Origin of the sequence: Mycolicibacterium chubuense (assembly GCF_001044255.1) — a bacterium.
Taxonomy (GTDB): Bacteria; Actinomycetota; Actinomycetes; order Mycobacteriales; family Mycobacteriaceae; genus Mycobacterium; species Mycobacterium chubuense.
Map to the genome: position 1 here is coordinate 72,044 of NZ_JYNX01000011.1, position 21,640 is coordinate 93,683.

The window sequence follows — 21,640 nt, forward strand, 5'->3', positions numbered from 1 at the left end:
ACGCTAGCTCTCGGTACCGACAGCGGCGACGGGGCGCTCGGTCATCGCCAGGTCCAGCCGGACGCCGAGCAGTCGCACCGGCCGGCTGAGATCGAACTCGCCGAGCAGGTCCGACGCGGTGCCGACGACGATCTCCGGGTCGGTGCCGGGCGCAGGCAGCGTACGGATCTTGGTGCGGGTGAAGAAGGTGGCGGTGCGCACCGTGACCGCGACGCGGGTCACCACCCGGTGCTCGTCGACGATCTCGGTCAGCGTGCGGCGCGCGAGATCGGTGACCGCGGTCGCCATGTCGTCGCGGTCGGTCAGATCCTCGGGGAATGTGACGACGTGGCTGCGGGAACGGGGCACCCACGGCGCCGCGCTGACCGTGGTGTCGCCACCGCCTTTGGCAAGCAGCAGGATCCACAGCCCGGTGGTGGGACCGAACGTGGCCGTGAGCGTCGACGCGTCGGTGGCCGCGAGGTCGGCGACGGTCGAGATGCCCATGGCGGAGAGTTTCTTCGCGGTCTTGGGGCCGACGCCCCACAGCGCGTCGACGGGCCGGTCACCCATCATGGTCATCCAGTTGTCGTCGGTCAGCGCCGCGATGCCGGCCGGCTTGCCGAAGCCGGTGGCGACCTTGGCGCGTTGCTTGTTGTCGCTGATTCCGACTGAGCACGTCAGGCCTGTCTGCGCGGCGATCGTCTGCTGGATGCGGCGCGCCAGGTCAAACGGATCCTCGGTCGGACCGGCGCCCACATACGCCTCGTCCCAGCCCCAGACCTCGACGGGATGGCCGAGGTCGCGCAACGCCTGCATCACCTGCGTCGAGGCGGCGTCGTAGGCGTCGGGATCCGACGGCAGGAAGGCGGCGTCCGGACACCGCTTCGCCGCCGCCCGCAGCGGCATCCCGGCACGCACGCCGAACGCGCGGGCCTCGTAGGACGCGCACGTGACCACCTTGCGGGCTTCGGTGGGATCACCGCTCCCGCCGACGATGACAGGCAGTCCGACCAGGTCGGGCCGGCGCTGCAGTTCGACCGACGCGAGGAACTGATCCAGATCGACGTGCAGGATCCACTGCGCCGGCGAACTCATGTCCCGCAGAGTTTGGCGACCAGCGTGTCCCATGCGTCGCCGAGGTCGCTCAGGGTGCGGCCGCGTTCGGTGGTCTCGTGGCGGACGTAGTCGGCGTCGAGCAGGGCCAGCAGCGCGGTGGTCTGCGCATCCAGATCGCCGCTCGTGTGTGCCTGGTCCAACAGCATCCGAACGTGGCTGTGGTGCAGCATCATCGGGGCGTTGAACCGCATCTGCGGATCTCGGCCCACGTCGGACAGCAGCGCGTGGTGGGTGTCGACGAACGCGAGGCGTTCGCGGCCGTAGGCCCGAAGCCGGTCGGCCGGCGCAGCGCCGGGGCCCAGCGGCGGCGGTCCGAACAGGAACGCCTGCTGCAGGGCCTTCTCGTCCTCGTCGAGCAGCACGATCATCAGCCCGGCGCGGCTGCCGAACCGGCGGAACAGCGTGCCCTTGCCGACGCCCGCGGCGGCCGCGATGTCATCGGTGGTGACCGCCTCGGCGCCGTGTTCGGAGACCAGCCGGCGCGCCGCGTCGAGAAGCAGGGCCCGGTTACGCGCAGCGTCTCCCCGCTCCGGGGGTCCGGGCTCGCTGACGGACAGGGTCGTCAGGCCGTCGGAGACGCTCACCTGGCAACTTTAACTCAGCCGGAATTAATCGGACTGCGGTCCGGTTAAACTCTGCGAGTATCGACCGCGACGACGGAAGGGAACGAAGTGGCAGACAGCACGGTATTGGTTCTGGTGGGAAGTCTGCGAGAGGCGTCGGTGAACCGCCAGCTCGCCGACCTGGCGGCCGAAACAGCCCCCGCTGGGGTGACCTTCGAGCGCTTCCACCGGTTGGGCGAGTTGCCCTTCTACAACGAGGACATCGACAACGAGTCGGTCCCCGAGGTGGTGGCGGCGCTGCGCGACGCCGCAGCCCGCGCCGACGCGGCCCTGGTCGTCACCCCGGAGTACAACGGCAGCATCCCCGGCGTGCTGAAGAACGCGATCGACTGGTTGTCCCGGCCGTACGGCAACGGCGCACTCAAGGACAAGCCTCTGGCCGTCATCGGCGCCGCGCTGGGGCAGTACGGCGGAGTGTGGGCGCACGACGAGACCCGCAAGTCGTTCGGCATCGCCGGGCCCCGGGTGGTCGAGGACCTCGAGCTGTCGCTGCCGACCCAGACGCTCGACGGAAAGCACCCGCGCGAGAGCGCCGAGGTCGCGGCCAAACTGCGCGACATCGTCGGCAAGTTGGTCGCCGAGATCGGCTGACCTCCTCTTCACGCGCTCGCCCGGCTTTGCTGACAGGCAAAGCCGGGCGATTTCGTTTGCTGAGCGGTGCGCACGAGCGGATCGGCCTGCCCGGCGATGTCGGTGGGTACTGGTAGACCGTCATCGGAAGGCCCGACACGTGCGGATGTGACGTGCGACACGCCGACACGACATCGGGCGAAGTGCTTACGACCTGGGAATTCCAAAAATGTCATTCAGAACATCTTGTATCTCTTCTGATTGTCGGACACCAGGTGTAGTGTTTCGAACACCGACAGACCCCCACGATGTAGGGGTCGGCCGGAGCCAGAAGTTCCGGCAGTGTCGGGTCATCGTCAGTCGGTGGTGCGGCTCGGTCGGCCCGGAATTTCGGAGGCCTTCGGGCCGCTGAACCGTAGTGACGCGCACCAACCGAGCAGTTGCCAGTCCTTCCCTTCGCCCGTCTTCGCAGAGGAGCCCGCGCCAGATGTCCACCTCACCCGTCACCGTGTACACCAAGCCGGCCTGCGTGCAGTGCAACGCGACATACAAGGCGCTCGACAAGCAGGGCATCGCCTACGACGTCGTGGACATCAGCCTGGACACCGAGGCGCGTGACTACGTGATGGCCCTGGGCTACCTGCAGGCACCCGTCGTGGTGGCCGGCAACGACCACTGGTCCGGCTTCCGTCCGGACCGGATCAAGGCGCTCAGCGGCGCGGTGACCGCGACGGCCTGAGACGTCGGCGGAGCTGGAGAAGACAGGGGATGCGACGGTGAGCTCGATCGTCTACTTCTCCAGCGTCTCGGAGAACACGCACCGCTTCGTCGAGAAGCTGGAACTGCCCGCGACCCGCATCCCGCTGCGTGACCGCATCGAGGTCGACGAACCCTACGTGCTGATCCTGCCCACCTACGGCGGCGGGCACGCGAACGGTCCCGATCCCGACCGCGGAGGCTACGTGCCCAAGCAGGTCATCGCTTTCCTGAACAACGAACACAACCGGTCGTTGATCCGCGGCGTCATCGCCGCGGGTAACACCAACTTCGGCGCCGAATTCGGCTACGCGGGGGTCGTCGTCTCCCGCAAGTGCGGCGTCCCGTTCCTGTACCGCTTCGAACTGATGGGCACCACGGACGACGTCTTCGCCGTCCGCGCGGGCCTGACCGAATTTTGGGCCCAATCCCGGAAGGACCAGACGTGCCACCAACCGTCACTGCAGAACCGCTAACCACCGGCGCGCACGCGCTCCCGGGCGAGATGGACTACCACGCCCTGAACGCGATGCTCAACCTGTACGACGCCGACGGCAAGATCCAGTTCGACAAGGACGTGCAGGCGGCGCGGGAGTACTTCCTGCAACACGTCAACCAGAACACCGTGTTCTTCCACAATCAGGACGAGAAGCTCGACTACCTGATCCAGAAGAACTACTACGAGCGCGAGGTCCTCGACCAGTACTCGCGCAACTTCGTCAAGACGCTGCTGGATCGCGCGTACGCCAAGAAGTTCCGGTTCCCGACCTTCCTCGGTGCGTTCAAGTACTACACCTCCTACACACTCAAGACGTTCGACGGGAAGCGCTACCTGGAGCGCTTCGAGGACCGTGTGGTGATGGTGGCGCTCACGCTGGCCTCCGGCGACACGACGCTGGCCGAGAAGCTCGTCGACGAGATCATGGACGGCCGCTTCCAGCCGGCCACCCCGACGTTCCTCAACTCGGGCAAGAAGCAGCGCGGCGAGCCGGTGAGCTGCTTCCTGCTGCGCATCGAGGACAACATGGAGTCCATCGGGCGTTCCATCAACTCGGCACTGCAGCTGTCCAAGCGCGGTGGCGGAGTCGCCCTGCTGCTGAGCAACATTCGCGAGCACGGGGCGCCGATCAAGAACATCGAGAACCAGAGCTCCGGCGTCATCCCGATCATGAAGCTGCTCGAGGACTCGTTCTCCTACGCCAACCAGCTCGGCGCTCGTCAGGGTGCCGGCGCGGTGTACCTGCACGCGCACCACCCGGACATCTACCGGTTCCTCGACACCAAGCGCGAGAACGCCGACGAGAAGATCCGCATCAAGACGCTGAGCCTCGGTGTGGTGATCCCCGACATCACGTTCGAGCTGGCCAAGAAGAACGAGGACATGTACCTGTTCTCGCCGTACGACGTGGAGCGCGTCTACGGGGTGCCGTTCGCCGACATCTCGGTGACCGAGAAGTACTACGAGATGGTCGACGACGCGCGCATCCGCAAGACGAAGATCAAGGCGCGCGAGTTCTTCCAGACGCTGGCCGAGCTGCAGTTCGAGTCGGGCTACCCGTACATCATGTACGAGGACACGGTGAACCGGGCCAATCCGATCGAAGGCAAGATCACCCACAGCAATCTGTGCTCGGAGATCCTGCAGGTGTCGACCCCGTCGCTGTTCAACGAGGATCTGAGCTACGCCAGGGTGGGCAAGGACATCTCGTGCAATCTCGGCTCGCTGAACATCGCCAAGGCGATGGACTCGCCGGACTTCGCGCAGACCATCGAGGTGGCCATCCGGGCGCTGACCGCGGTGAGCGATCAGACCCACATCTGGTCGGTGCCCTCGATCGAACAGGGCAACAACGAGTCTCACGCGATCGGGCTCGGGCAGATGAACCTGCACGGCTACCTCGCCCGTGAGCGGATCTTCTACGGCTCCGAAGAAGGCGTCGACTTCACCAACATCTACTTCTACACCGTGCTCTACCACGCGCTGCGCGCGTCGAATCGCATTGCGATCGAACGGGGCTCGGCGTTCGGGGGGTTCGAACGCTCGAAGTACGCGTCGGGGGAGTTCTTCGACAAGTACACCGATCAGGTGTGGGAGCCCCAGACCGACAAGGTGCGCCAGTTGTTCTCGAACGCGGGCATCCGGATCCCGAACCAGGACGACTGGAAGCGGCTGAAGGAGTCGGTGCAGGAGCACGGCATCTACAACCAGAACCTGCAGGCGGTTCCCCCGACGGGATCGATCAGCTACATCAACCACTCGACGAGCTCGATCCACCCGGTGGCCAGCAAGATCGAGATCCGCAAGGAAGGCAAGATCGGTCGCGTCTACTACCCGGCGCCGTACCTGACCAACGACAACCTGGAGTACTACCAGGACGCGTACGAGATCGGCTACGAGAAGATCATCGACACCTACGCCGCGGCCACCCAGCACGTGGACCAGGGGTTGAGCCTGACGCTGTTCTTCAAGGACACCGCGACCACCCGCGACGTCAACAAGGCGCAGATCTACGCGTGGCGCAAGGGCATCAAGACGCTGTACTACATCCGGCTGCGCCAGATGGCTTTGGAGGGAACCGAAGTCGAGGGTTGCGTCAGCTGCATGCTGTGACGAGGACGCTGCCGCCGGTCAGTCGTGAGACTGGTCGGCGCGCAGCGCCTTGAGGCGCCGCTGCTCGCGCAGCACCTCCTGGTAGCTCTCGCGTTCGGCGACCAGCCAGTCGGGCTTCTCCTCGAGCAGCGCGGTGATCTGTTCGGTGGTCAGCGCCTCGGTGATTCCCCCGCGGGCCAGGCCCGCGATCGAGACGCCCAGCTTGGCGGCCACCAGATTCTTCGGATGCGGCCCGTTCTTGCGGAGGTCCTGCAGCCACTGCGGCGGGTCGGCCTGCAGCGCGGCGAGCTCCTCCCGGGTGATCGCGTTCTGCTGAAAGTCCGCCGGCGTCGCGGGCAGGTAGACGTCCAGCTTCTTCGCCGCCGTGGCGGGTTTCATGGACTGCGCGTTCGGCCTGCTCATGGGCAGAGCTTATCGATAGCCTGATGCGGTGAACGCGCCCTCGCTCACCGTCGGTTACGTCCCCGGGGTGACACCTGCGAAATGGGCGCGCAACTGGTCGCAGCGACACCCGCAGATTCCGCTGCACTTGCGCACCGTCGCGGCCGCGGACGCGGCCGCCGCGGTGCGCGACGGCACCGTCGACGTCGCGGTGCTCCGCCTGCCGTCCGACACGACCGGGCTCGCGGTCATCCCGCTCTACGAGGAGACCACGGTGGCCGTCGTGCCGACCGACCACCTCCTCACCGCCTCCGACGAGATCACCGCCGCCGATCTCGACGGCGAGCCGCGCCTGCTACCGCGCGACGACGTCGTCGACTGGACCGGCGCCCCCGGCACCCCGGTCGATCACCGGCCCGAAACCGCCGGCGAGGCAATCGAATTGGTGGCCGCCGGCGTCGGGATCCTGGTCGTGCCGCAGTCGCTGGCGCGTCTGCATCACCGCAAGGACGTCACCTACCGGCCAATCACCGATGCGCCGCCCTGCCCGGTGGCTCTCGCCGTTGCCGACGGTCCACAGCCGGCGCTCATCGAGGACTTCATCGGCATCGTGCGCGGCCGCCGACCGGGTTCGTCGCGGGGGCAGACACCGCCGCCGCCGAAGCGCACCGCCCGCGAGAAGACCCTCGCCAAGCAGGCTGCCCGCTTTGCCGCGGGCAAGGTGGCCCGTAAGCCGGGGCGGACCCGCGGTCGCTGACGTCCTCTGGTGTGCGATCAGATCGTCCTGCGGGCCCGAAACGCGATCTGCCCGCACACCAGCGCTCAGATCGTCAGCGTGCCGTCCTCGTTGATCGTCCACTGCGGATTCAGTGCCACCTCCCACACATGACCGTCCGGGTCGGCGAAGTAGCCCGAATAGCCGCCCCAGAACACCCGCTCGGCCGGCTTGAGGATGGTCGCGCCCGCGGCGGCGGCCTGCGCCAGGACTGCGTCGACGTCCGCCTCGGAACGCTGGTTGATCGCGATCGTGATGCCGCTGAAGCGGCCGTCGACCGGGTGGTGGGCGTCCTCGGCGAGGTCCTCGCGGCCGAACAGCGCCAGCGCGATACCAGGCAGTTGATAGAACACCACGCCCTCGGGCGCATCCTTGGGCTGCCAGCCGAGGCCTTCCTCGTAGAAGCGGCGAGCACGGGCGAGATCGTCGACGCCGAGCGTGATCAGGCTGATGCGTTGCTCCATGGGCTCAGGTCTACCCGCAGACACCGACAGGTCAGCTGACGTGGTCCGACCAGAAGGCCACGGTCGGCGTCGCGACCGGCCGCGCATCCGGCCGTTGCTCTCTGTCGATGTAGTCGAGCAGGTCGGCGGCGCAGACGCTGATAGCGGTCTGATAGATCGACAGCACCGGGTGTCCTGGCACTCCGGCCGGCAGATAGTGGTGCGAGCACACCGGGACCATGCGGGGAACGCGGTCCAGCCGGTACTTCGCGGTGCGGAGTGCGTCACGCATCCGGGCCGGGCGGGCGCCCCAGCCGTCGTCCCAGAAGTCGCGCCACTCCACGGCGAACAGGATGCCGTCGACCGGCAGCTGCAGCCGCGTGGCCAGACTTCTGCGACCGGCGTCGCGCCAGTCCGGCCAGGTGCCACCGACAGGTAGGCCCGCGGCGAGGAACGCCCGATGATCGTCGGCGAAGGCGAAACCGAACTCGGCTTCGATGCCGGTGAGCTCGGCCTCGGAGAGCCCGGGTTCGATCGCGACGGTGCCGAGCGCGGCCAGGTGCTCCGCAGCGGTGCTGCCCAGTCGGGACATGCCTGTCACGGTAGGGGAACGCAGAAACCACACCGCCGGGTGTGAACTGGAACTCCACACCCGGCGGGGCGCCGACGATGCGGCGGGGTGGTTCCTAATAGGTGTGCTGCGGGCCCTGCGCCTTCTTGTAGAGCGACTTGAGCATCCGGTCGCGGAAGTAGGCGTTGTCGATCAGCTTGATGCCGGTGTTGGCGACCGCCGGAATGCCCGCGAGCTTGTGGAAGTACCTGCCGCGCTTGTACTCCCGGCCCCACGCGGCCTCCATGCGCTGACCGTAGTTCGTGAAGTCGTCGGGCCCGCCGTTGGTCAGAGCGGCGATCGCGCATTCGCCGGCGGCCAGGCCGGACTCGAGCGCCTTGGAGATCCCCGCGCCCGACGCCGGCTTGCCCGCTCCGAGCGAGTCGCCGGTGAACAGCACGCCCGGGCGCCACGCCGGCCAGGCGGTGAAGCCCATCGGCAACCGCCAGGCACGCACGCTCTTGTTCTTCTTCAGCTCCTCGATGGGCGGCAGATCCCACTCACGCGGCAGCGTGCGCAGGAAGTCGCCGAGGAACTGGGTGGCGTTGATCGACTGCCAGTTCTTGTAGCTGTTCACGTAGCCCAGGCCGATGTTGAACACGCCCTGGCCCATCGGGAACACCCACCCGTAGCCGGGCAGCTGATCGCCCTGGAACTGCAGCTTCAGATAGATGTCCAGGCTGTCGGAGTCGGCGCGGTTGGCCGGCATCTCCGAGCGGATCGCGATCGCCGAGTAGCCGTTGTACTCCGAGTCGATCTTGAGCGCTCGCTTGATGGGGGAGTAGGCGCCGTCGGCCGCGATCACCGCGTCGCCGTAGACCTTCTCGCCGCCCTTGAGCACCACGCCGATCACCCGGCCGTTGGCATCGAGCTCGGGGCCCGCCACCTCGGCGCCCTGACGGACCTCGGCGCCGGCGGACTCGGCGTGCTTGAGCAACAGGGTGTCGAGGTGCTCACGGCTGACCGTGTGGCCGTGATCGGGCATGCCGGGCCGCTTCGGGAACGACAGCTCCCAACGGCTCGGGCTGAACACCGTCACCCGGTTGACCCGGTGGAAGGTGGCGACCTCGTCGGCCAGGCCCATCTTCTGCAGGTAGCTGACCGCGCGTGCGGTCAGGCCGTCACCGCACGGCTTGGCCCGCGGGAACTGCGCCTTGTCCAGGACCACCACTTTCGCGCCGGTCTGCGCGGCCTGCCATGCGGCGGCCGATCCCGACGGCCCCCCGCCTGCGATGACCAGGTCGTATCGCTGCGTCATATCTCTCGTCTCGTTGAGTGGCTGTCGCACGAGATAGTACCGAAAGTCCCTGCACGCATCGCGGCGGACGAGCTGACGTCACCAGTTGGTCCCAGGCCCGTGGCCCGCGCGGTCTGGGCAGGTCAGCGATGCCCGAGCGGGTACAGTGATCGCGTGCGACGAGGGTCGAGGGCACGTCCTGCCGACGAGTCGGGCGTCAAGGTGGACGCCCGCAGTGAGCGCTGGCGCGAACATCGCAAGAAGGTGCGCTCGGAGATCGTCGACGCCGCCTACCGCGCCATCGACCGGCAGGGTCCCGAGGTCTCGCTGCGCGAGATCGCCGAGGAGGCGGGCACCGCCAAGCCCAAGATCTACCGGCACTTCACCGACAAGTCCGACCTGTTCCAGGCGATCGGTCAGCGCATGCGGGACATGCTGTGGTCGGCGATCTTCCCGTCGATCGACATCTCGACCGATCCGGCGCACACCATCATCCGCCGCGCCGTGGAGCAGTACGTCCGCCTGGTCGACGAGCACCCCAATGTGGTGCGTTTCCTGATGCAGGGCCGGTTCGCCGAGCAGAGCGAGTCGACGATCCGCGCCGTCAACGAGGGCCGGGACATCACGCTGGCGATGGCGGACATGTTCAGCAACGAGCTGCGCGAGATGGAGCTCGACGGGGCTGCCTTCGAGCTGGCCGCGTTCGCGACGTTCGGGGCGGCCGCGTCGGCCACCGACTGGTGGCTGGGCTCCAGGCAGGACACCCCGCGGCGGCTGCCCACGGAGAGGTTCGTCGACTACCTCACGACCATCATGATGGGCTCGATCAACGGCACGTGCGAGGTGCTGGGCATCCGCATCGATCCGGACCTGCCGTTGCACGAAGGCGTGACGCGGCGCGACAAGGTCGCCTGAGCGCCGGCGATCCACCCGCCCGCAGCGCGAAGGCGTCGAGCGGCTCCGGCCGATCACGGAGCTGCAGTGTGCGCCGCGGTGTGCCCTCCATCAGGTGGTCGGCCACTCCAGCGGCGACGAGCAGTTCGCCGCCCGCCGCGTGCCCCTGCATTCGGGCGGTGACGTTGACGGGATCGCCGAGCGCGGTGAAGTCGACGACCTGTCCGCCGACGTTGCCGACGAACGCGATCCCCGCATTGACCGCCACGCCGACCTGCAGCCACGGCGCACCGTCGCCGTCCCTGACCGCGGCGAGCAGGTCGAGTCCCGCCCGGACCGCGAGGTCACGGTAGTGGGGGCCGCTGATGCCCCGGACGAAGAACGCCATCACCTCGTCGCCGATCAGCTTGTCGATCACCGCGTCGTGACGGAGCAGCGTGTGGGTCGCGGCGACGTAGAACCTGTTGAGCAGCGATGCGAAGTCGGTCGCGGCCGCGGCCTGACCCAGCGCGGTCGAGCCCCGCACATCGGCGAACAGGACCGCGACATCCACCTCGGCGCCTCCTGCCGGCAGCGCATCGCAGCAGCGGCTGCACAGGTTCGGGTTCTTCCGGGACGGGCTGAATCCGGCGACGGACAGCACCCGCCCGGCAACCCCGCCGAAAGGGTTGTTGCACAGCTTGCATCGGGGCGCTGACGGTAGGTAGCGAAACAACCGCCGAGCCCGGACCAACGACGCGTGACCGTCGGTGAGCACCGCATCCCAGGGGTTCTCCCGCGCGGTGGAGGAGGTGGTGCGGGGCTCGATGATCGTGGTCATGCGGCGATGTTCGCGTGCGGGTGCGCGATACACATGAGGCAATCGCCTCATGCTGTCGTTCCGGTCCGCACGCACGATCAGGGGCGTGCGAATGACGACCCCGGTGCACAATGAGCGCGTGCACCCGTCGGGGATCGGCTCGGACAGGGGACTGCGCAGGGCGGAACTGCTGGCCGCGATCTCCCTGGCGATCGACCTCGGCCTCGGCCAACCCATGGAACACATGCTGCGGTCTTCGCTGATCGCGACCCGGATCGCCGAGCGCATGGGGCTCGACGCGCAGCGCCGCGCCACCGTCTACTACGCCAACCTGGTTGGCTGGATCGGGTGTCATGCCGACTCCCACGAGCTGGCTGCTCTCTTCGGTGACGACATCGCCTTCCGGGCGGACACCTACGGCGTGGACATGGCCGGGTTCCCGTTCCTGCGTCTGATGGCGAGCCACGTCGGGCGGGACTCGCCGGGATGGGAGCGCGGGGTGCGCACCGCCGCATTCCTCATGACGGCCCGCCACCAGGTCGGCGAGCTGATCCACTCGCACTGCAGTTCCGCGGGAGTGCTGTCCGATCGGATGGGTCTCGATCCCCAGGTCGGACGGGCCCTGGCATATATCTTCGAACGGTGGGACGGCCGCGGAATGCCCAATGGTGTTCGTGGACAGGACATTCCGGACGAAGTCCATATCGTCCGGCTGGCCGACGTGGCCGAAGTGCATCTGCGGACCGGTGGCGTGTCACACGCCGTCGAGGTCGCACGGGCGCGGCGCGCCACGCAGTTCAGCCCGGAGGTGGCCGACGTGTTCGTCCGCGATGCCGAGGCGATCGTCGACGGGCTTCTCGACATCGACGTCTGGACCGCTGCGCTGGCGCAGGCACCCGATCGTCATCGCACCCTGAATGCCGACGAAACCGATGACATGCTGCGCGCCGTCGCCGACTTCGTCGATCTCAAGTGCCCGTGCTCGCCCGGATATTCGCGTGGGGTCGCCGACGTGGCCGCGGAGGCCGCCCGGCGACTGCGCATGCCGACGGTCGACGTGTCCCGCCTGTACCGGGCCGGCCTGGTGCACGGGCTCGGCCGGTTGGGCGTGTCGAACCAGATCTGGAACAAGAAGGGGCCGCTCACCACGGCCGAGTCGGAGCGGCTCGAGTTGTACCCGTATCTGACCGGGCGGATCCTCAGCCGGGTCGGTGGTCTGGAGTCGGTGGTGTCCATCGCCACCAAGGGTGAGGAGCGCATCGACGGATCCGGCTTTCCCCGCGGGCTCGTTGGGGCGGAGCTGTCGGCCGCCGACCGCCTGCTCGCGGCGTCGGTCGCCTACCACCAGCTGCTCGAGCCGCACCGCGACCGACCCGCCCTCGACATCCCCGGCGCCGCGCGGACGATGCGGGAACACGCCCGCGCGGCGCGCCTCGACAACGACTCCGTCGAGGCCGTCCTGGCGGCGGCCGGACATCAGACTCCGCGGCGTACGTCGCGCGACGGTAGCCTCACCCCGCGCGAGATGGAGGTGCTGCGACTCGTGGCGCAGGGCCGGTCGAATCGCGAGATCGCCACCGCGCTGCACATCGCGGAGAAGACGGCGCGCAACCACGTCGAGCGGGTGTACGCGAAACTCAACGTGAACAACCGAACGCAGGCCAGTCTCGCGGCGATCGACCGCGGTCTCGCCCCGTTCGTCGCCGACGCACGGTAGTCGTACGCATCGTATCCCGCTGTTGGACAGGGAAATTCGTCATTCGGCAGTTGATCGCAGAGTTGAGGCAGATGCCCCATGTGATCCCGCCTCGGCCCGTCGAGTATCGAGATGACACGACAGGGCACACTCACGAAGGATTTCCCATGACCGACAACGCAATACATCTTCAGACACGACGGGGCGGGCGGATCGACGCCGTCGGCGTCACCTACCGGGCCGGAGGGCGGCAGACCCTCGCCGAGCTGTCGCTGACCGTGGAGCCGGGGGAGCTGCTCGCCATCGCAGGCGGCAGCGGGGCGGGCAAGACCACGCTGCTGGAGGTGCTGGCCGGACAGCGGCGGCCGTCGGCCGGCCAGATCCGCTTCGACGGTCTGCCGCCCGGGGCGTGCAGCGCCGACGGCGTGGGTTACGTCCCGCAGGACGACATCATTCACCTCGAGATGCCGTTGCGGCGCACGCTGCGCTACGCGGCGCGGCTGCGGCTGCCTGCCGGGACGTCCGCCGACGAGGCCGACCGTGTGGTGGAACAGACGATGGCGGACCTCGATCTCGCACACAGAGCAGATGTTCCGGTCCGCATGTTGTCCGGCGGGCAGCGCAAGCGTGCCAGCATCGCGGTCGAACTGCTGACCAGGCCGCGGCTGTTCTTTCTGGACGAGCCGACATCGGGACTCGACCCCTCGACGTCGGCCGAGGTGATGCGCCTGCTGCGGCGACTCAGTGATCGCGGCGTCACCACCGTGGTGACGACCCACGAGCCGGGCGCCATCGAGATGTGCGACCGTGTCGTCTTTCTCGCGCGCGACGGGCACCTCGTTTTCGTCGGTACCCCGGCAGAGGCGCGGCGTCACTTCGGTGTGACGGACCTCGCCCAGGTGTACGAGCGGCTCGCGTCAGAGGACACCCCGGAGGTCTGGGCCCGGCGCTTCGCGCAGCGACGGGTTCCGCTGCCGACGAGCGAGTCACCGGCAGCGTCGGTGACGCCGCCGGGGCGAAGGCGCACCGGTGCGGTCCGGCAGTGGTGGCTGTTGACGCGCCGCAACGTCGACGTCCTGCTGCGCAACCGTCTGACCCTGGCGATCCTGCTCGGCTCGCCGGTGCTGGTCACCGCGATGATGGCGACGCTGTTCACCCGCGACGCGTTCGACGTCCGCACCGCGGGTACGGCCCCGGCGCAGATCGTGTTCTGGATCGCCTTCGACGGCTTCTTCTTCGGCCTGACCTACGGTCTGCTGCAGATCGTCGGCGAGATGGCCGTCTTCCGGCGGGAGCGCGTGTCCGGCCTGAGGGTCGGCGCCTACGTGTTGTCGAAAGTGGCGACGCTGCTTCCGGTACTGGCCGCGGTCTGCGCGGTCCTCCTCGCGGTGCTGCGACTGCTCGGCCGCCTTCCCGACGCCGGCTTCGGCGTGTACACCCTGCTGTTCCTCACTATGCTGGTCGAGGCGACGTCAGCGCTTGCGCTGGGGTTGTTGGCGTCGGCCGCCGTCTCCAACGCCGCCCAGGCTGCCCTGGCCCTGCCGATGCTGTGCTTCCCGCAGGTGCTCTTCGGCGGGGCGATCGTTCCCGTCGACGCCATGGCGGGGCCCGGCCGATTGATCAGCATCGTGCTGTCCAACCGCCATGCCTTCGAGGCGCTGGGCCGACACCTCGGGCTCGACCGGTACACCGCGTCCGTGCCGGCCATGGCCGCCTACCGCGACACCTTCACCGGCGGCGCCGGTCACAGCATCGGCGCGCTGGCCGTGCTCACGGTCGTGCTCACCGCGGCCACCGTGTGGGTGCTGGCCCGACGATCCGCCCCCGCCACGGGGAGGTCCGCCGGCGTCCGGATGCCCGTGGACACGGCCGGCCGAGTGCGACGCGACACGCCAACACAAGATGTGGCGTCGTCACCCGTTTTCGCACCCAACAAGTTGTAGTGTCGGTGGTGGCCTGTAGAACAGCTCACACAGGTGAAAATCCGGCGAAATGGGGTCCTGGTGTCCGAGGGAATGAAGCTGATCGACCGCGTCTCCGCGATCAACTGGAACCGCCTGCAGGACGAGAAGGACGCCGAGGTGTGGGAACGCCTCACCGGCAATTTCTGGCTGCCCGAGAAGGTGCCGGTCTCCAACGACATCCCGTCGTGGAACACGCTGAGCGCCCACGAGAAGCAGCTCACGATGCGGGTCTTCACCGGCCTGACGCTGCTCGACACCATCCAGGGCACCGTCGGCGCCGTCAGCCTCATCCCCGACGCGCTGACGCCGCACGAGGAGGCGGTGTACACCAACATCGCGTTCATGGAGTCGGTGCACGCGCGCAGCTACAGCAACATCTTCTCCACGCTGTGCTCGACCGCCGACATCGACGACGCGTTCCGCTGGTCGGAGGAGAACCCGAACCTGCAGCGCAAGGCCGAGATCGTCATGCAGTACTACAAGGGCGACGAGCCGCTCAAGCGCAAGGTGGCCTCCACGCTGCTGGAGAGCTTCCTGTTCTACTCCGGTTTCTACCTGCCGATGTACTGGAGCAGCCGGGCCAAGCTGACCAACACCGCGGACATGATCCGGCTGATCATCCGTGACGAGGCCGTGCACGGCTACTACATCGGCTACAAGTTCCAGCGCGGGCTGGCGCTGACCGACGACGCCACCCGCCAGGAGCTCAAGGACTACACCTACGAGCTGCTTTTCGAGCTCTACGACAACGAGGTCGAGTACACCCAGGACCTCTACGACGAGGTCGGGCTGACCGAGGACGTCAAGAAGTTCCTGCGCTACAACGCCAACAAGGCGCTGATGAACCTCGGTTACGAGGCGCTGTTCCCGCGCGACGAGACCGACGTCAACCCGGCGATCCTGTCGGCGCTGAGCCCGAATGCCGACGAGAACCACGACTTCTTCTCCGGCTCGGGGTCCAGCTACGTGATCGGCAAGGCGGTCAACACCGAAGACGAGGACTGGGACTTCTAAAACGCCAGCTCAGGGCCATATCAGAGGCTTGGTCACGGGAGCTGTGACACCGGACCCGGCTGGTGTGCTCACTTGGTCTACGAGGTCTTCTGCCCACATTTCTCCTACTCTGTGGGCATGGCAGTCGTCGCGGCGTACGAGACCAAGGCAGGCAAGCGCTACCGAGTTCGGTACCGCACGCCCGAGGGCAAGCAGACCGACAAGCGTAGGTTCACACGCAAGCGCGATGCCGAGCAGTTCGCCGCTACCGTCGAGGTGGCCAAGATGCGCGGCAAGTATGTGCGCCCGTCCGACGCCCGAGCGACCCTCGACGGGAAGGTCACTAGCACTCGACGGGCTGTGAACCCGGGCGGTTACCGGCTCGGCTGAGCGTCGAAGCCGTGGGCTCCTTGCATCCCCTCTCCGCACTGGCTGGCCAAACTCCGGCCGCGAGACGAGCACGCCCGTCAGTCGCAAGGCGGATTCGGTCTTCACTCAGACCCAAGTTCGCTCTCATCGACACTTCCGACGTAAGCGGGCACCTGGGCTCAAGTGCAGTCCCTCGCTAGGGGCATTCGCCCGCGTGGATGCAGAAACAATGGGGACAGATCGCGCTGCGGAGGGCGGCCTGCTCGCGCTCTGCGCGACCATTGTCGTCGCGCCCCACGGGCCAGCTCGGTGGTGCCTGGCGTTCGTACCAGGCCAGGTCGGGGAAGGTGTCGTATGCCGGCAAATGGCTGCCGGTGCGGCACCGTGCAACCTCGACTCCCTTGATCCTAATCACGCGCTCAACCTCAGCGGTGTCGCAAGGGTCAATGTCAGGCTCGCCCACCGCCTCCTGGAGCAGCGAGTAGTGCGCCCAGATCGCACGGCGCGCAGCTCCACGCACAACGCCGCGATCCTTGCTGACCACCTCGTTGGGGTAGAGCGCCAGCACTCTCCCCAGCTCCCATCCCTTGTTGTAAAGCAGGTCGGCAGCCTCAGCGCGAGTCTGCGGGTTAGGCCACAACGCCAGTCGGCGTTCGACTACGCGGTTCACAATGACACGATGATTTGACTCACGGACCGACGCCTTCCCCCGTTCGCGGTCGCGGATTAATTGAAGGAGCGATCTCCGTCGGTCCTGAAGTTGCAGATACCAGAACCCACGCGCCAGCTACTTCACTGACCATGGCAGGTGACTTCCCATCGTCCGTTCAAGCCTGACCAGTGCGTCTCTCCTACATTGTCGATAAGACGGACGGCTTCGGTCTCAGACATGTTGAAATGTTGCGTCAGCCATGCGACGGCCTCGTCGATCTCAAACGGCATCTCGCCGTTGGTCCGATCGAGGTGGCGCTGGTTCTCCGCGCAGAACGCCTCACCTGGCGTCTGTGCACTGGCGAGCGGTACGGAGACAAAAGCGATGAGGCAGCTCAAGGCGGCTGTGCTCACGCAAATTTTCATCAACGCCATATCGATTCCTCAGCAGTTGTGAAGGGCAATGTCCTTGCCCACGTACGGGTCGTAACCGCGACTCACCACGTAGTCCGACACGGCGCGAACGCAGTCGCTCTGGTCGCTGGTCGTCACGATGTCGGCAACCATGGCACAAGTCGCGTCACGATAGGTGCCCACATGATGGACTTCCTGCGGAATAAGTAGGTTGCCGAGCTCGCAGTAGGCATCCGCGTGGGCTGCGGGCATCGCCCCCACAACCGGTACGGAGAAGGCTGCGGCGGCGACGGCGGCAATCAACTTGGACATCAGAAATTCTCGTCGTAGACGCAGTTCCCAGGGATGCGCATCTCTGTAACGACCTGCAGCGCTACCTGACTGGAAACTTCGTAGCGACTCGCAAGGTTGTCGATAATCTGGCCGTCCGACCAGCCCAGCAAGATGTCCTCGCAGGCATTGGTGGTGATCATGCTGTCGTGGTACGGAGTGATGTCAGCGTAAGCCTGAGCGGCCACACCTAAACCAAGTCCAGCCGCCGATATTGTCCCGACTACGGTGATCGCCGCCCAACGACGCCTGGCCGGGAATTTTGGCATGGCACGAATGCCTAAGACGGATTCACTACCCACTGCCCCTCCTTCCAGTAGATCTCCACTGGGTAATGATCGACGCCGCCGCCGAGACCGGCGGGACGGTAGTGGCGGGCGGTCCCGTGTCCGAGCGGCATCCACCGATTTTCCGCGTTCGACCAATATGAGACACCGTCCCAAGCGATGTCCTCCACTGTCAGCTCACAGATAACCTGAACATGATCGGGATAGTCGAGCGAGGTGGCGTAGTAGTTCGACTCGATAGTTGGTGTCCACGCACATGCGATCGCTGGCGCGCTTGTGTAGATCATTCCACCGCCTGCCGCTACAAATATCATTGCGGCGGCGACGGTCCGATTCGACAACATCTGATTCACTGAGCCATCTCCGGGCAGACGTGAAGGTTGACAGCGCGAGCGATCTGCTCGGCAGTAGCGAGGCCGAAGTCGTACTCGTCGGCGATCCCATGGGCCGACGAACCCTTGCACACTGCCTCGGCTGCCAGAGCCACCGGAATGCCGCGACCATCGACCAGGTAACCCAGGTCGTGGTTCTGCAGTGCACCGACATATGTTGCCGCCCAATCGAACTCGCTCTCGCGGCAGTCGGCCTGAGCATGGGCAGCCACCCCGAGGCCAACGGTTAGTGCCGCCAGTACGGCGATCACCATCATTTTCATCTCGATCGAGCACCCTAGGTTCCTTGGGAGTCGGTAACGCCGCACCAGAGATGCTCGCGAGCTGGTAGGTCTCATGCTGGGACGGACTCGGTGTTGCCCAAGCACGGTGGCCCCCACAGGCCGCGCTGGGATTCCTGCGCTTCTCGTTGTGCACGGTCTATCAGGTCGTAGCGGGCGACAAGTTTGTTGTCATACACATACGACTTCGCTGCACCGGCGCGGGCAGCCTCTACCGAGTAGTCCCAACCGTCAGCACGCACCAAGTAGGCCAACGTACGGCCATAGCGGTCGGTGCGGTCCTGCGTCGGATCGGTGACGACTGCGACCCGTTGCCCCACCATCGTCGACCGAGCGAACTCTGTCGCCTCCGGCCCCCAGCAGCCGACGGTGTACCCCGGTTTCTTAGTTTCCGGTGTGTCGATCCCAAGCAGGCGGACACGCAATCGCCCGCGAACGTCATCACGGATGTCGATGGTGTCTCCATCGACAACCTTCAACACCGTCGCAGTAACGACTGCCGGATTCGCCGCCACCAAGGACGGTGACACAAGGGCGGCAAGAGGCATCACCGCCACCACGCTGAGCGCGACGGCGTTAGCTACCGCGCCGCCGAACCCAAGTCGCACCACATCAACTCTCACAGCCGATGCCGTCGAGATCGGAATCGAGATGCTCGCCGTAGTACTCCGAGTTCGAGGGAATGTCCTCATAACCCGCATCACGGGCGGCGGTGCAATTTCGGAATGGCTCGGCGTTCGCCGGAATGGCTCCACCCAGTGAAACTGCGCCGACAGCAGCTCCAACAATAAGTGCACGAAAGATCATGAATCCCCCCCTCGGTGATTGCTATCTGCGCGACGCCCCCCGACGTCGGCCCAAAGAGTAACTGGGCTGTGCTCAAGATCACAAGTTAGCTGATGACGCAGATTACTGACGCACCCCGAGCGGGCCGCCAGTAAGTCAGCCCTGGGCCGACCCCTTCGGCTACCGGCCTACTCTGGAGTAAGACAGGCTGACAACTGCCGCAGGCTCAATGGTTGCCGCACTCCGTCATCCATCTGTAGCCTGCCGACCTGCCATGTCGTCGACATTCGCTAGATTTCGGTTCGTGGCGCTTATCGACATCACCCGTGACGCAGTCCTTCAAGCGATGAACGAGTAAAACGAGCTGGGTGCGGCTGCGTTCCTGACCAGGTACGGTTTCGCCGAGGCGAGGCTGTATCGCGTCGCCGAGCGCGGACGGCAATACGACTCGAACGCCATTGTCGTTGTCGCGCATGGGTATTCGACGGGGCAGTTTTGGACGGCCAGCGACTTCTCTGCTGGGCTGCAGACTGTCGTGAAAACGTTTGAGGCGCTTGGCTTCACCATCGCCCCTGCGACCGCTGAAGAGACCCGCGCCTGGCTGGTGACCACAAAGTCGGACTACCGACGCCTCGGCGGCTCCACGAAGTACGACGATGATCCCACAAGCCACTACAGCTACGACAGCAACGTGGCTAACTCGCTGCAGGTGGCGGTCGGAGACCGTTTGGTGTTCTGGGACGAGGAAAGTCTCATCGGCGCTTCCACCGTGGCCAGCATCGACCAGCGGCCAGGGACCACACCTCAGCCGATGCCCAGTCTGCTCCAAAGACGAACATTGCAGCACGCAAGACCAAGTCACCGCGTTTCCGCTGCGATGACTGCCACGCCGAGTTTGAGGCTCCCGTCATCGACGAGGCTGAGGTAACGGTGTATCAAGCCGACCATCAGCAGGGTTGGGTTGATCTTGCAGATCTGCTCGCCGGCCCAGCGCTGCGGGCACTCACGGGTTATTCGCAAAACAGCATCCGGCGCATCGACTGGGGCAAGTTCGCATCCGCCATCGAGGCTGTCGCCGGACCCACCGCCCTCACCCCGTCAACCTCGCTCAAACGCAGGTGATCGGGGGCGGACACACCGTCCGCCAAGTAAGCGTCCGTATCGGACAGCCCGCCTTCCGCGCCGAACTTGTGCGCAAATACGGGTCCGTGTGTGCGTTCTCTGGACCCGCTCCTTCCGAGGCTCTGGAAGCCTGCCACCTCTACAGCTATGCCGAAATCGGGTGACACGACATCGACGGCGGCCTACTGCTGCGACGCGATCTACATCGCCTCTTCGATCAGGGCCTGATCGCGGTTACTCAGGGCGGCACCATTGACGTCGCCGACTCCCTGCAGCCCCAAGGCTTGTACTTCACTCTGCACGGTCAACAGCTACAAGTCACCGCGTCGCCACGCCAACGAGAGTGGCTCGCCTTGCACTGGAACGACTGGCGATAGGTCACGACTCGTAGTCACGTTCCACTCAGGACCGTCCCAAGAGTGCTCGCCGTAGCTGGACCCGTCCCCGCCAAGAGAGCGGAGGAAGAGGAACACTTTCTCGCCAATGCGTTGCGCGAGTAGACCGCAAAGGGCCAGTGGAAGTCTGCTGTGGCGGGGAAGTTCGAGATCACCAAGGACAGGGCTGGCAAGTACCGGTTCCGGCTCGACGCTGGTAACGGCGAGATCATCACCGCCAGCGAGGCTTACGACACGAAGGCAGTGCCAACAACGGAGTGGAGTCGGTGAAGAAGAACGCCGCCGACGCCGCCGTTGACCTCACCGAGAGTAGGTCACTACTCGCAGGCCACCCCGTCGCCGTCTCGGTCTAGGCCCGAGCGGTATCCCGGTTCGCCCACGTAGAGGGGTGCTGCCCCCGCTGCCCGCGCTGCGGCGCAGTTGGCGTAGTAGGCGCTCGTGGGGGTCTGCGGTACCAACGGGACAATCGGCGGTGGTGCGTAGGGAGTTGTCGTAGCAAGTGGCGGTTCAGGTTCCGCAGGAATTACTGCCGGAGGGGGCGGTTCCGCACTCACTGTCTCGGTGACGGTGACCGTCGAGGGCGGAGCAGTGGAAGTCACTGTCTGGGTCACCGTAGACGTGGTTGAAGTAGAGCGATCATCACCGCCGCCGCAGTTCCCCAGGAGGATGAGTAATAAGACGAGGCCAGCGATGCCGCCGATGATGAACTTGCGTCTGTCGGTGGGCGGCTGCGGTAGCGGTGAAGTCCACGCTTGCCCGTCCCAGTAGGCCCGACCGGCTCTGCCAGCAGGATCGGGATACCAGCCGGGCGCAGGCAGACCGGAACTACGTGTCACGAACCCCCCAAGGGCTCCATGGTGCCTCGGTAGGAGACACCAGCTTGAGTGATGGACCGTACGGGAAGGAGCTAGCAGAGCTGGTGCTCAGCGGCCTCCACCAAGAACATGCCGTCAGGCATCGACAACGATAGACCCATGTCCTGTTGCGCCCACCCCACAGCCTTATCGGCCTTCGCCCGCGCAGAGCCGAACGACAGTCCTGAGTTCACTCCGTCGCGAATCGCATCGCAGGCAACGGCGGTTTCAAGGGGTCGATGCAACACCCCGTGTGATTGAGGAGTGTTGCGATGGGTCGCGTGCCGTTGCGGTCGCGGATGCCGGCGT

28 protein-coding genes and 1 pseudogene are annotated in these 21,640 nt (G+C 66.1%); 13 read left to right on the top strand and 16 right to left on the bottom strand.

Translation table 11 applies throughout. From position 1 onward, the window contains the following. Window positions 1-3: 3 nt before the first annotated feature. Window positions 4-1,077 carry a DNA polymerase IV gene (locus tag MCHUDSM44219_RS01815; RefSeq protein WP_048416515.1) on the bottom strand — a complete coding sequence of 358 codons (1,074 nt, stop codon included), beginning with the start codon at window positions 1,075-1,077 and terminating at the stop codon, window positions 4-6. Further along, window positions 1,074-1,682, bottom strand: a complete 609-nt coding sequence (locus tag MCHUDSM44219_RS01820) for a TetR/AcrR family transcriptional regulator (RefSeq protein WP_048416516.1) — start codon at window positions 1,680-1,682, stop codon at window positions 1,074-1,076. Before MCHUDSM44219_RS01820 ends, MCHUDSM44219_RS01815 begins: the two co-directional genes overlap by 4 nt. An 87-nt stretch (window positions 1,683-1,769) precedes the next feature. Between MCHUDSM44219_RS01820 and MCHUDSM44219_RS01825 the strand changes: the two genes are divergently transcribed. From MCHUDSM44219_RS01825 to nrdE, 4 genes are all read left to right on the top strand, one after another. Further along, complete coding sequence (locus MCHUDSM44219_RS01825; protein ID WP_048416517.1) at window positions 1,770-2,312, top strand: NAD(P)H-dependent oxidoreductase; 543 nt, start codon at window positions 1,770-1,772, stop codon at window positions 2,310-2,312. Between the two features lie 466 nt (window positions 2,313-2,778). Beyond that, window positions 2,779-3,030, top strand: coding sequence for a redoxin NrdH (locus MCHUDSM44219_RS01830; RefSeq protein ID WP_048416518.1), 252 nt, complete (start codon window positions 2,779-2,781; stop codon window positions 3,028-3,030). A 37-nt stretch (window positions 3,031-3,067) separates the two neighbouring features. Next, entirely contained in the window at window positions 3,068-3,523 is a 456-nt protein-coding gene (nrdI, locus tag MCHUDSM44219_RS01835) for a class Ib ribonucleoside-diphosphate reductase assembly flavoprotein NrdI (RefSeq protein WP_048416519.1), read from the top strand. After that, the gene (gene nrdE, locus MCHUDSM44219_RS01840; RefSeq protein WP_082161983.1) at window positions 3,493-5,658 is read left to right on the top strand and encodes a class 1b ribonucleoside-diphosphate reductase subunit alpha; all 2,166 of its coding nucleotides are present in this window, start codon (window positions 3,493-3,495) and stop codon (window positions 5,656-5,658) included. The genes nrdI and nrdE overlap by 31 nt, the downstream gene beginning before the upstream one ends. A gap of 18 nt (window positions 5,659-5,676) precedes the next feature. On the opposite strand, the gene MCHUDSM44219_RS01845 is transcribed toward nrdE, so the two are convergent. Beyond that, a complete protein-coding gene (locus tag MCHUDSM44219_RS01845) occupies window positions 5,677-6,060 on the bottom strand; it encodes a DUF5997 family protein (RefSeq protein ID WP_048416520.1) in 384 nt (127 codons plus the stop codon). 28 nt (window positions 6,061-6,088) lie between these two features. Between MCHUDSM44219_RS01845 and MCHUDSM44219_RS01850 the strand changes: the two genes are divergently transcribed. Then, window positions 6,089-6,796, top strand: a complete 708-nt coding sequence (locus tag MCHUDSM44219_RS01850) for a LysR family transcriptional regulator substrate-binding protein (RefSeq protein WP_048416521.1) — start codon at window positions 6,089-6,091, stop codon at window positions 6,794-6,796. Between the two features lie 65 nt (window positions 6,797-6,861). Here MCHUDSM44219_RS01850 and MCHUDSM44219_RS01855 read toward each other — a convergent pair whose 3' ends face one another. The 3 genes from MCHUDSM44219_RS01855 to MCHUDSM44219_RS01865 all read right to left on the bottom strand — a co-directional run bounded on the left by MCHUDSM44219_RS01855 (window position 6,862) and on the right by MCHUDSM44219_RS01865 (window position 9,125). Further along, window positions 6,862-7,278, bottom strand: a complete 417-nt coding sequence (locus tag MCHUDSM44219_RS01855; RefSeq protein ID WP_048416522.1) for a VOC family protein — start codon at window positions 7,276-7,278, stop codon at window positions 6,862-6,864. A 31-nt stretch (window positions 7,279-7,309) separates the two neighbouring features. Further along, entirely contained in the window at window positions 7,310-7,849 is a 540-nt protein-coding gene (locus tag MCHUDSM44219_RS01860) for a hypothetical protein (RefSeq protein ID WP_048416523.1), read from the bottom strand. Between the two features lie 94 nt (window positions 7,850-7,943). Next, a complete protein-coding gene (locus tag MCHUDSM44219_RS01865; RefSeq protein ID WP_048416524.1) occupies window positions 7,944-9,125 on the bottom strand; it encodes a geranylgeranyl reductase family protein in 1,182 nt (393 codons plus the stop codon). A gap of 153 nt (window positions 9,126-9,278) precedes the next feature. Here MCHUDSM44219_RS01865 and MCHUDSM44219_RS01870 point away from each other — a divergent pair, with 153 nt between their 5' ends. Then, entirely contained in the window at window positions 9,279-10,019 is a 741-nt protein-coding gene (locus MCHUDSM44219_RS01870; protein WP_048416525.1) for a TetR/AcrR family transcriptional regulator, read from the top strand. Here MCHUDSM44219_RS01870 and MCHUDSM44219_RS01875 read toward each other — a convergent pair. Beyond that, window positions 9,931-10,818, bottom strand: coding sequence for an adenylate/guanylate cyclase domain-containing protein (locus tag MCHUDSM44219_RS01875; protein ID WP_082161989.1), 888 nt, complete (start codon window positions 10,816-10,818; stop codon window positions 9,931-9,933). The two genes, MCHUDSM44219_RS01870 and MCHUDSM44219_RS01875, sit on opposite strands and share 89 nt — an antisense overlap. A gap of 91 nt (window positions 10,819-10,909) precedes the next feature. Here MCHUDSM44219_RS01875 and MCHUDSM44219_RS01880 point away from each other — a divergent pair, with 91 nt between their 5' ends. The 4 genes from MCHUDSM44219_RS01880 to MCHUDSM44219_RS01895 all read left to right on the top strand — a co-directional run bounded on the left by MCHUDSM44219_RS01880 (window position 10,910) and on the right by MCHUDSM44219_RS01895 (window position 15,840). Further along, window positions 10,910-12,514 (top strand): HD domain-containing phosphohydrolase, encoded by a 1,605-nt coding sequence (locus MCHUDSM44219_RS01880; RefSeq protein ID WP_048416542.1) that lies wholly within the window; start codon window positions 10,910-10,912, stop codon window positions 12,512-12,514. 146 nt (window positions 12,515-12,660) lie between these two features. Next, window positions 12,661-14,436: an ABC transporter ATP-binding protein/permease gene (locus MCHUDSM44219_RS01885; RefSeq protein ID WP_082161984.1), complete on the top strand. Its 1,776-nt coding sequence runs from the start codon at window positions 12,661-12,663 to the stop codon at window positions 14,434-14,436. A gap of 72 nt (window positions 14,437-14,508) precedes the next feature. Then, the gene (nrdF, locus tag MCHUDSM44219_RS01890; protein WP_048416526.1) at window positions 14,509-15,471 is read left to right on the top strand and encodes a class 1b ribonucleoside-diphosphate reductase subunit beta; all 963 of its coding nucleotides are present in this window, start codon (window positions 14,509-14,511) and stop codon (window positions 15,469-15,471) included. Window positions 15,472-15,588: 117 nt separating this feature from the next. Beyond that, window positions 15,589-15,840 carry a hypothetical protein gene (locus MCHUDSM44219_RS01895; protein WP_112744735.1) on the top strand — a complete coding sequence of 84 codons (252 nt, stop codon included), beginning with the start codon at window positions 15,589-15,591 and terminating at the stop codon, window positions 15,838-15,840. Window positions 15,841-16,015: 175 nt separating this feature from the next. Here the strand turns inward: MCHUDSM44219_RS01895 and MCHUDSM44219_RS01900 are convergent, their stop codons facing one another. The 8 genes from MCHUDSM44219_RS01900 to MCHUDSM44219_RS28630 form a co-directional block, all read right to left on the bottom strand. Next, window positions 16,016-16,387: a hypothetical protein gene (locus MCHUDSM44219_RS01900; RefSeq protein WP_048416528.1), complete on the bottom strand. Its 372-nt coding sequence runs from the start codon at window positions 16,385-16,387 to the stop codon at window positions 16,016-16,018. 224 nt (window positions 16,388-16,611) lie between these two features. Continuing rightward, entirely contained in the window at window positions 16,612-16,905 is a 294-nt protein-coding gene (locus tag MCHUDSM44219_RS01905) for a hypothetical protein (protein ID WP_048416529.1), read from the bottom strand. 9 nt (window positions 16,906-16,914) lie between these two features. Further along, window positions 16,915-17,196, bottom strand: a complete 282-nt coding sequence (locus tag MCHUDSM44219_RS01910; protein ID WP_048416530.1) for a hypothetical protein — start codon at window positions 17,194-17,196, stop codon at window positions 16,915-16,917. Next, complete coding sequence (locus MCHUDSM44219_RS29705; protein WP_131722267.1) at window positions 17,196-17,516, bottom strand: hypothetical protein; 321 nt, start codon at window positions 17,514-17,516, stop codon at window positions 17,196-17,198. Before MCHUDSM44219_RS29705 ends, MCHUDSM44219_RS01910 begins: the two co-directional genes overlap by 1 nt. Beyond that, a complete protein-coding gene (locus MCHUDSM44219_RS29710) occupies window positions 17,495-17,854 on the bottom strand; it encodes a hypothetical protein (RefSeq protein ID WP_131722268.1) in 360 nt (119 codons plus the stop codon). Before MCHUDSM44219_RS29710 ends, MCHUDSM44219_RS29705 begins: the two co-directional genes overlap by 22 nt. Then, window positions 17,851-18,156 carry a hypothetical protein gene (locus MCHUDSM44219_RS01920; RefSeq protein ID WP_048416532.1) on the bottom strand — a complete coding sequence of 102 codons (306 nt, stop codon included), beginning with the start codon at window positions 18,154-18,156 and terminating at the stop codon, window positions 17,851-17,853. The genes MCHUDSM44219_RS29710 and MCHUDSM44219_RS01920 overlap by 4 nt, the downstream gene beginning before the upstream one ends. A gap of 71 nt (window positions 18,157-18,227) precedes the next feature. Then, entirely contained in the window at window positions 18,228-18,782 is a 555-nt protein-coding gene (locus tag MCHUDSM44219_RS01925) for a thermonuclease family protein (RefSeq protein ID WP_236695316.1), read from the bottom strand. Window positions 18,783-18,786: 4 nt separating this feature from the next. Beyond that, window positions 18,787-18,981: an excalibur calcium-binding domain-containing protein gene (locus tag MCHUDSM44219_RS28630; RefSeq protein WP_082161985.1), complete on the bottom strand. Its 195-nt coding sequence runs from the start codon at window positions 18,979-18,981 to the stop codon at window positions 18,787-18,789. Between the two features lie 909 nt (window positions 18,982-19,890). On the opposite strand from MCHUDSM44219_RS28630, the gene MCHUDSM44219_RS29715 reads away from it, so the two are divergent. From MCHUDSM44219_RS29715 to MCHUDSM44219_RS01935, 3 genes and pseudogenes are all read left to right on the top strand, one after another. Beyond that, entirely contained in the window at window positions 19,891-20,082 is a 192-nt protein-coding gene (locus MCHUDSM44219_RS29715; protein ID WP_131722269.1) for a hypothetical protein, read from the top strand. A 170-nt stretch (window positions 20,083-20,252) separates the two neighbouring features. Continuing rightward, window positions 20,253-20,459 (top strand): HNH endonuclease, encoded by a 207-nt coding sequence (locus tag MCHUDSM44219_RS31650; RefSeq protein ID WP_109777536.1) that lies wholly within the window; start codon window positions 20,253-20,255, stop codon window positions 20,457-20,459. 150 nt (window positions 20,460-20,609) lie between these two features. Beyond that, a pseudogene (locus MCHUDSM44219_RS01935) lies at window positions 20,610-20,830 on the top strand (YegP family protein). Here the strand turns inward: MCHUDSM44219_RS01935 and MCHUDSM44219_RS31575 are convergent. Further along, window positions 20,795-21,295 carry an excalibur calcium-binding domain-containing protein gene (locus tag MCHUDSM44219_RS31575; RefSeq protein ID WP_082161991.1) on the bottom strand — a complete coding sequence of 167 codons (501 nt, stop codon included), beginning with the start codon at window positions 21,293-21,295 and terminating at the stop codon, window positions 20,795-20,797. The pseudogene MCHUDSM44219_RS01935 and the gene MCHUDSM44219_RS31575 sit on opposite strands and share 36 nt — an antisense overlap. Between the last annotated feature and the right edge of the window lie 345 nt (window positions 21,296-21,640).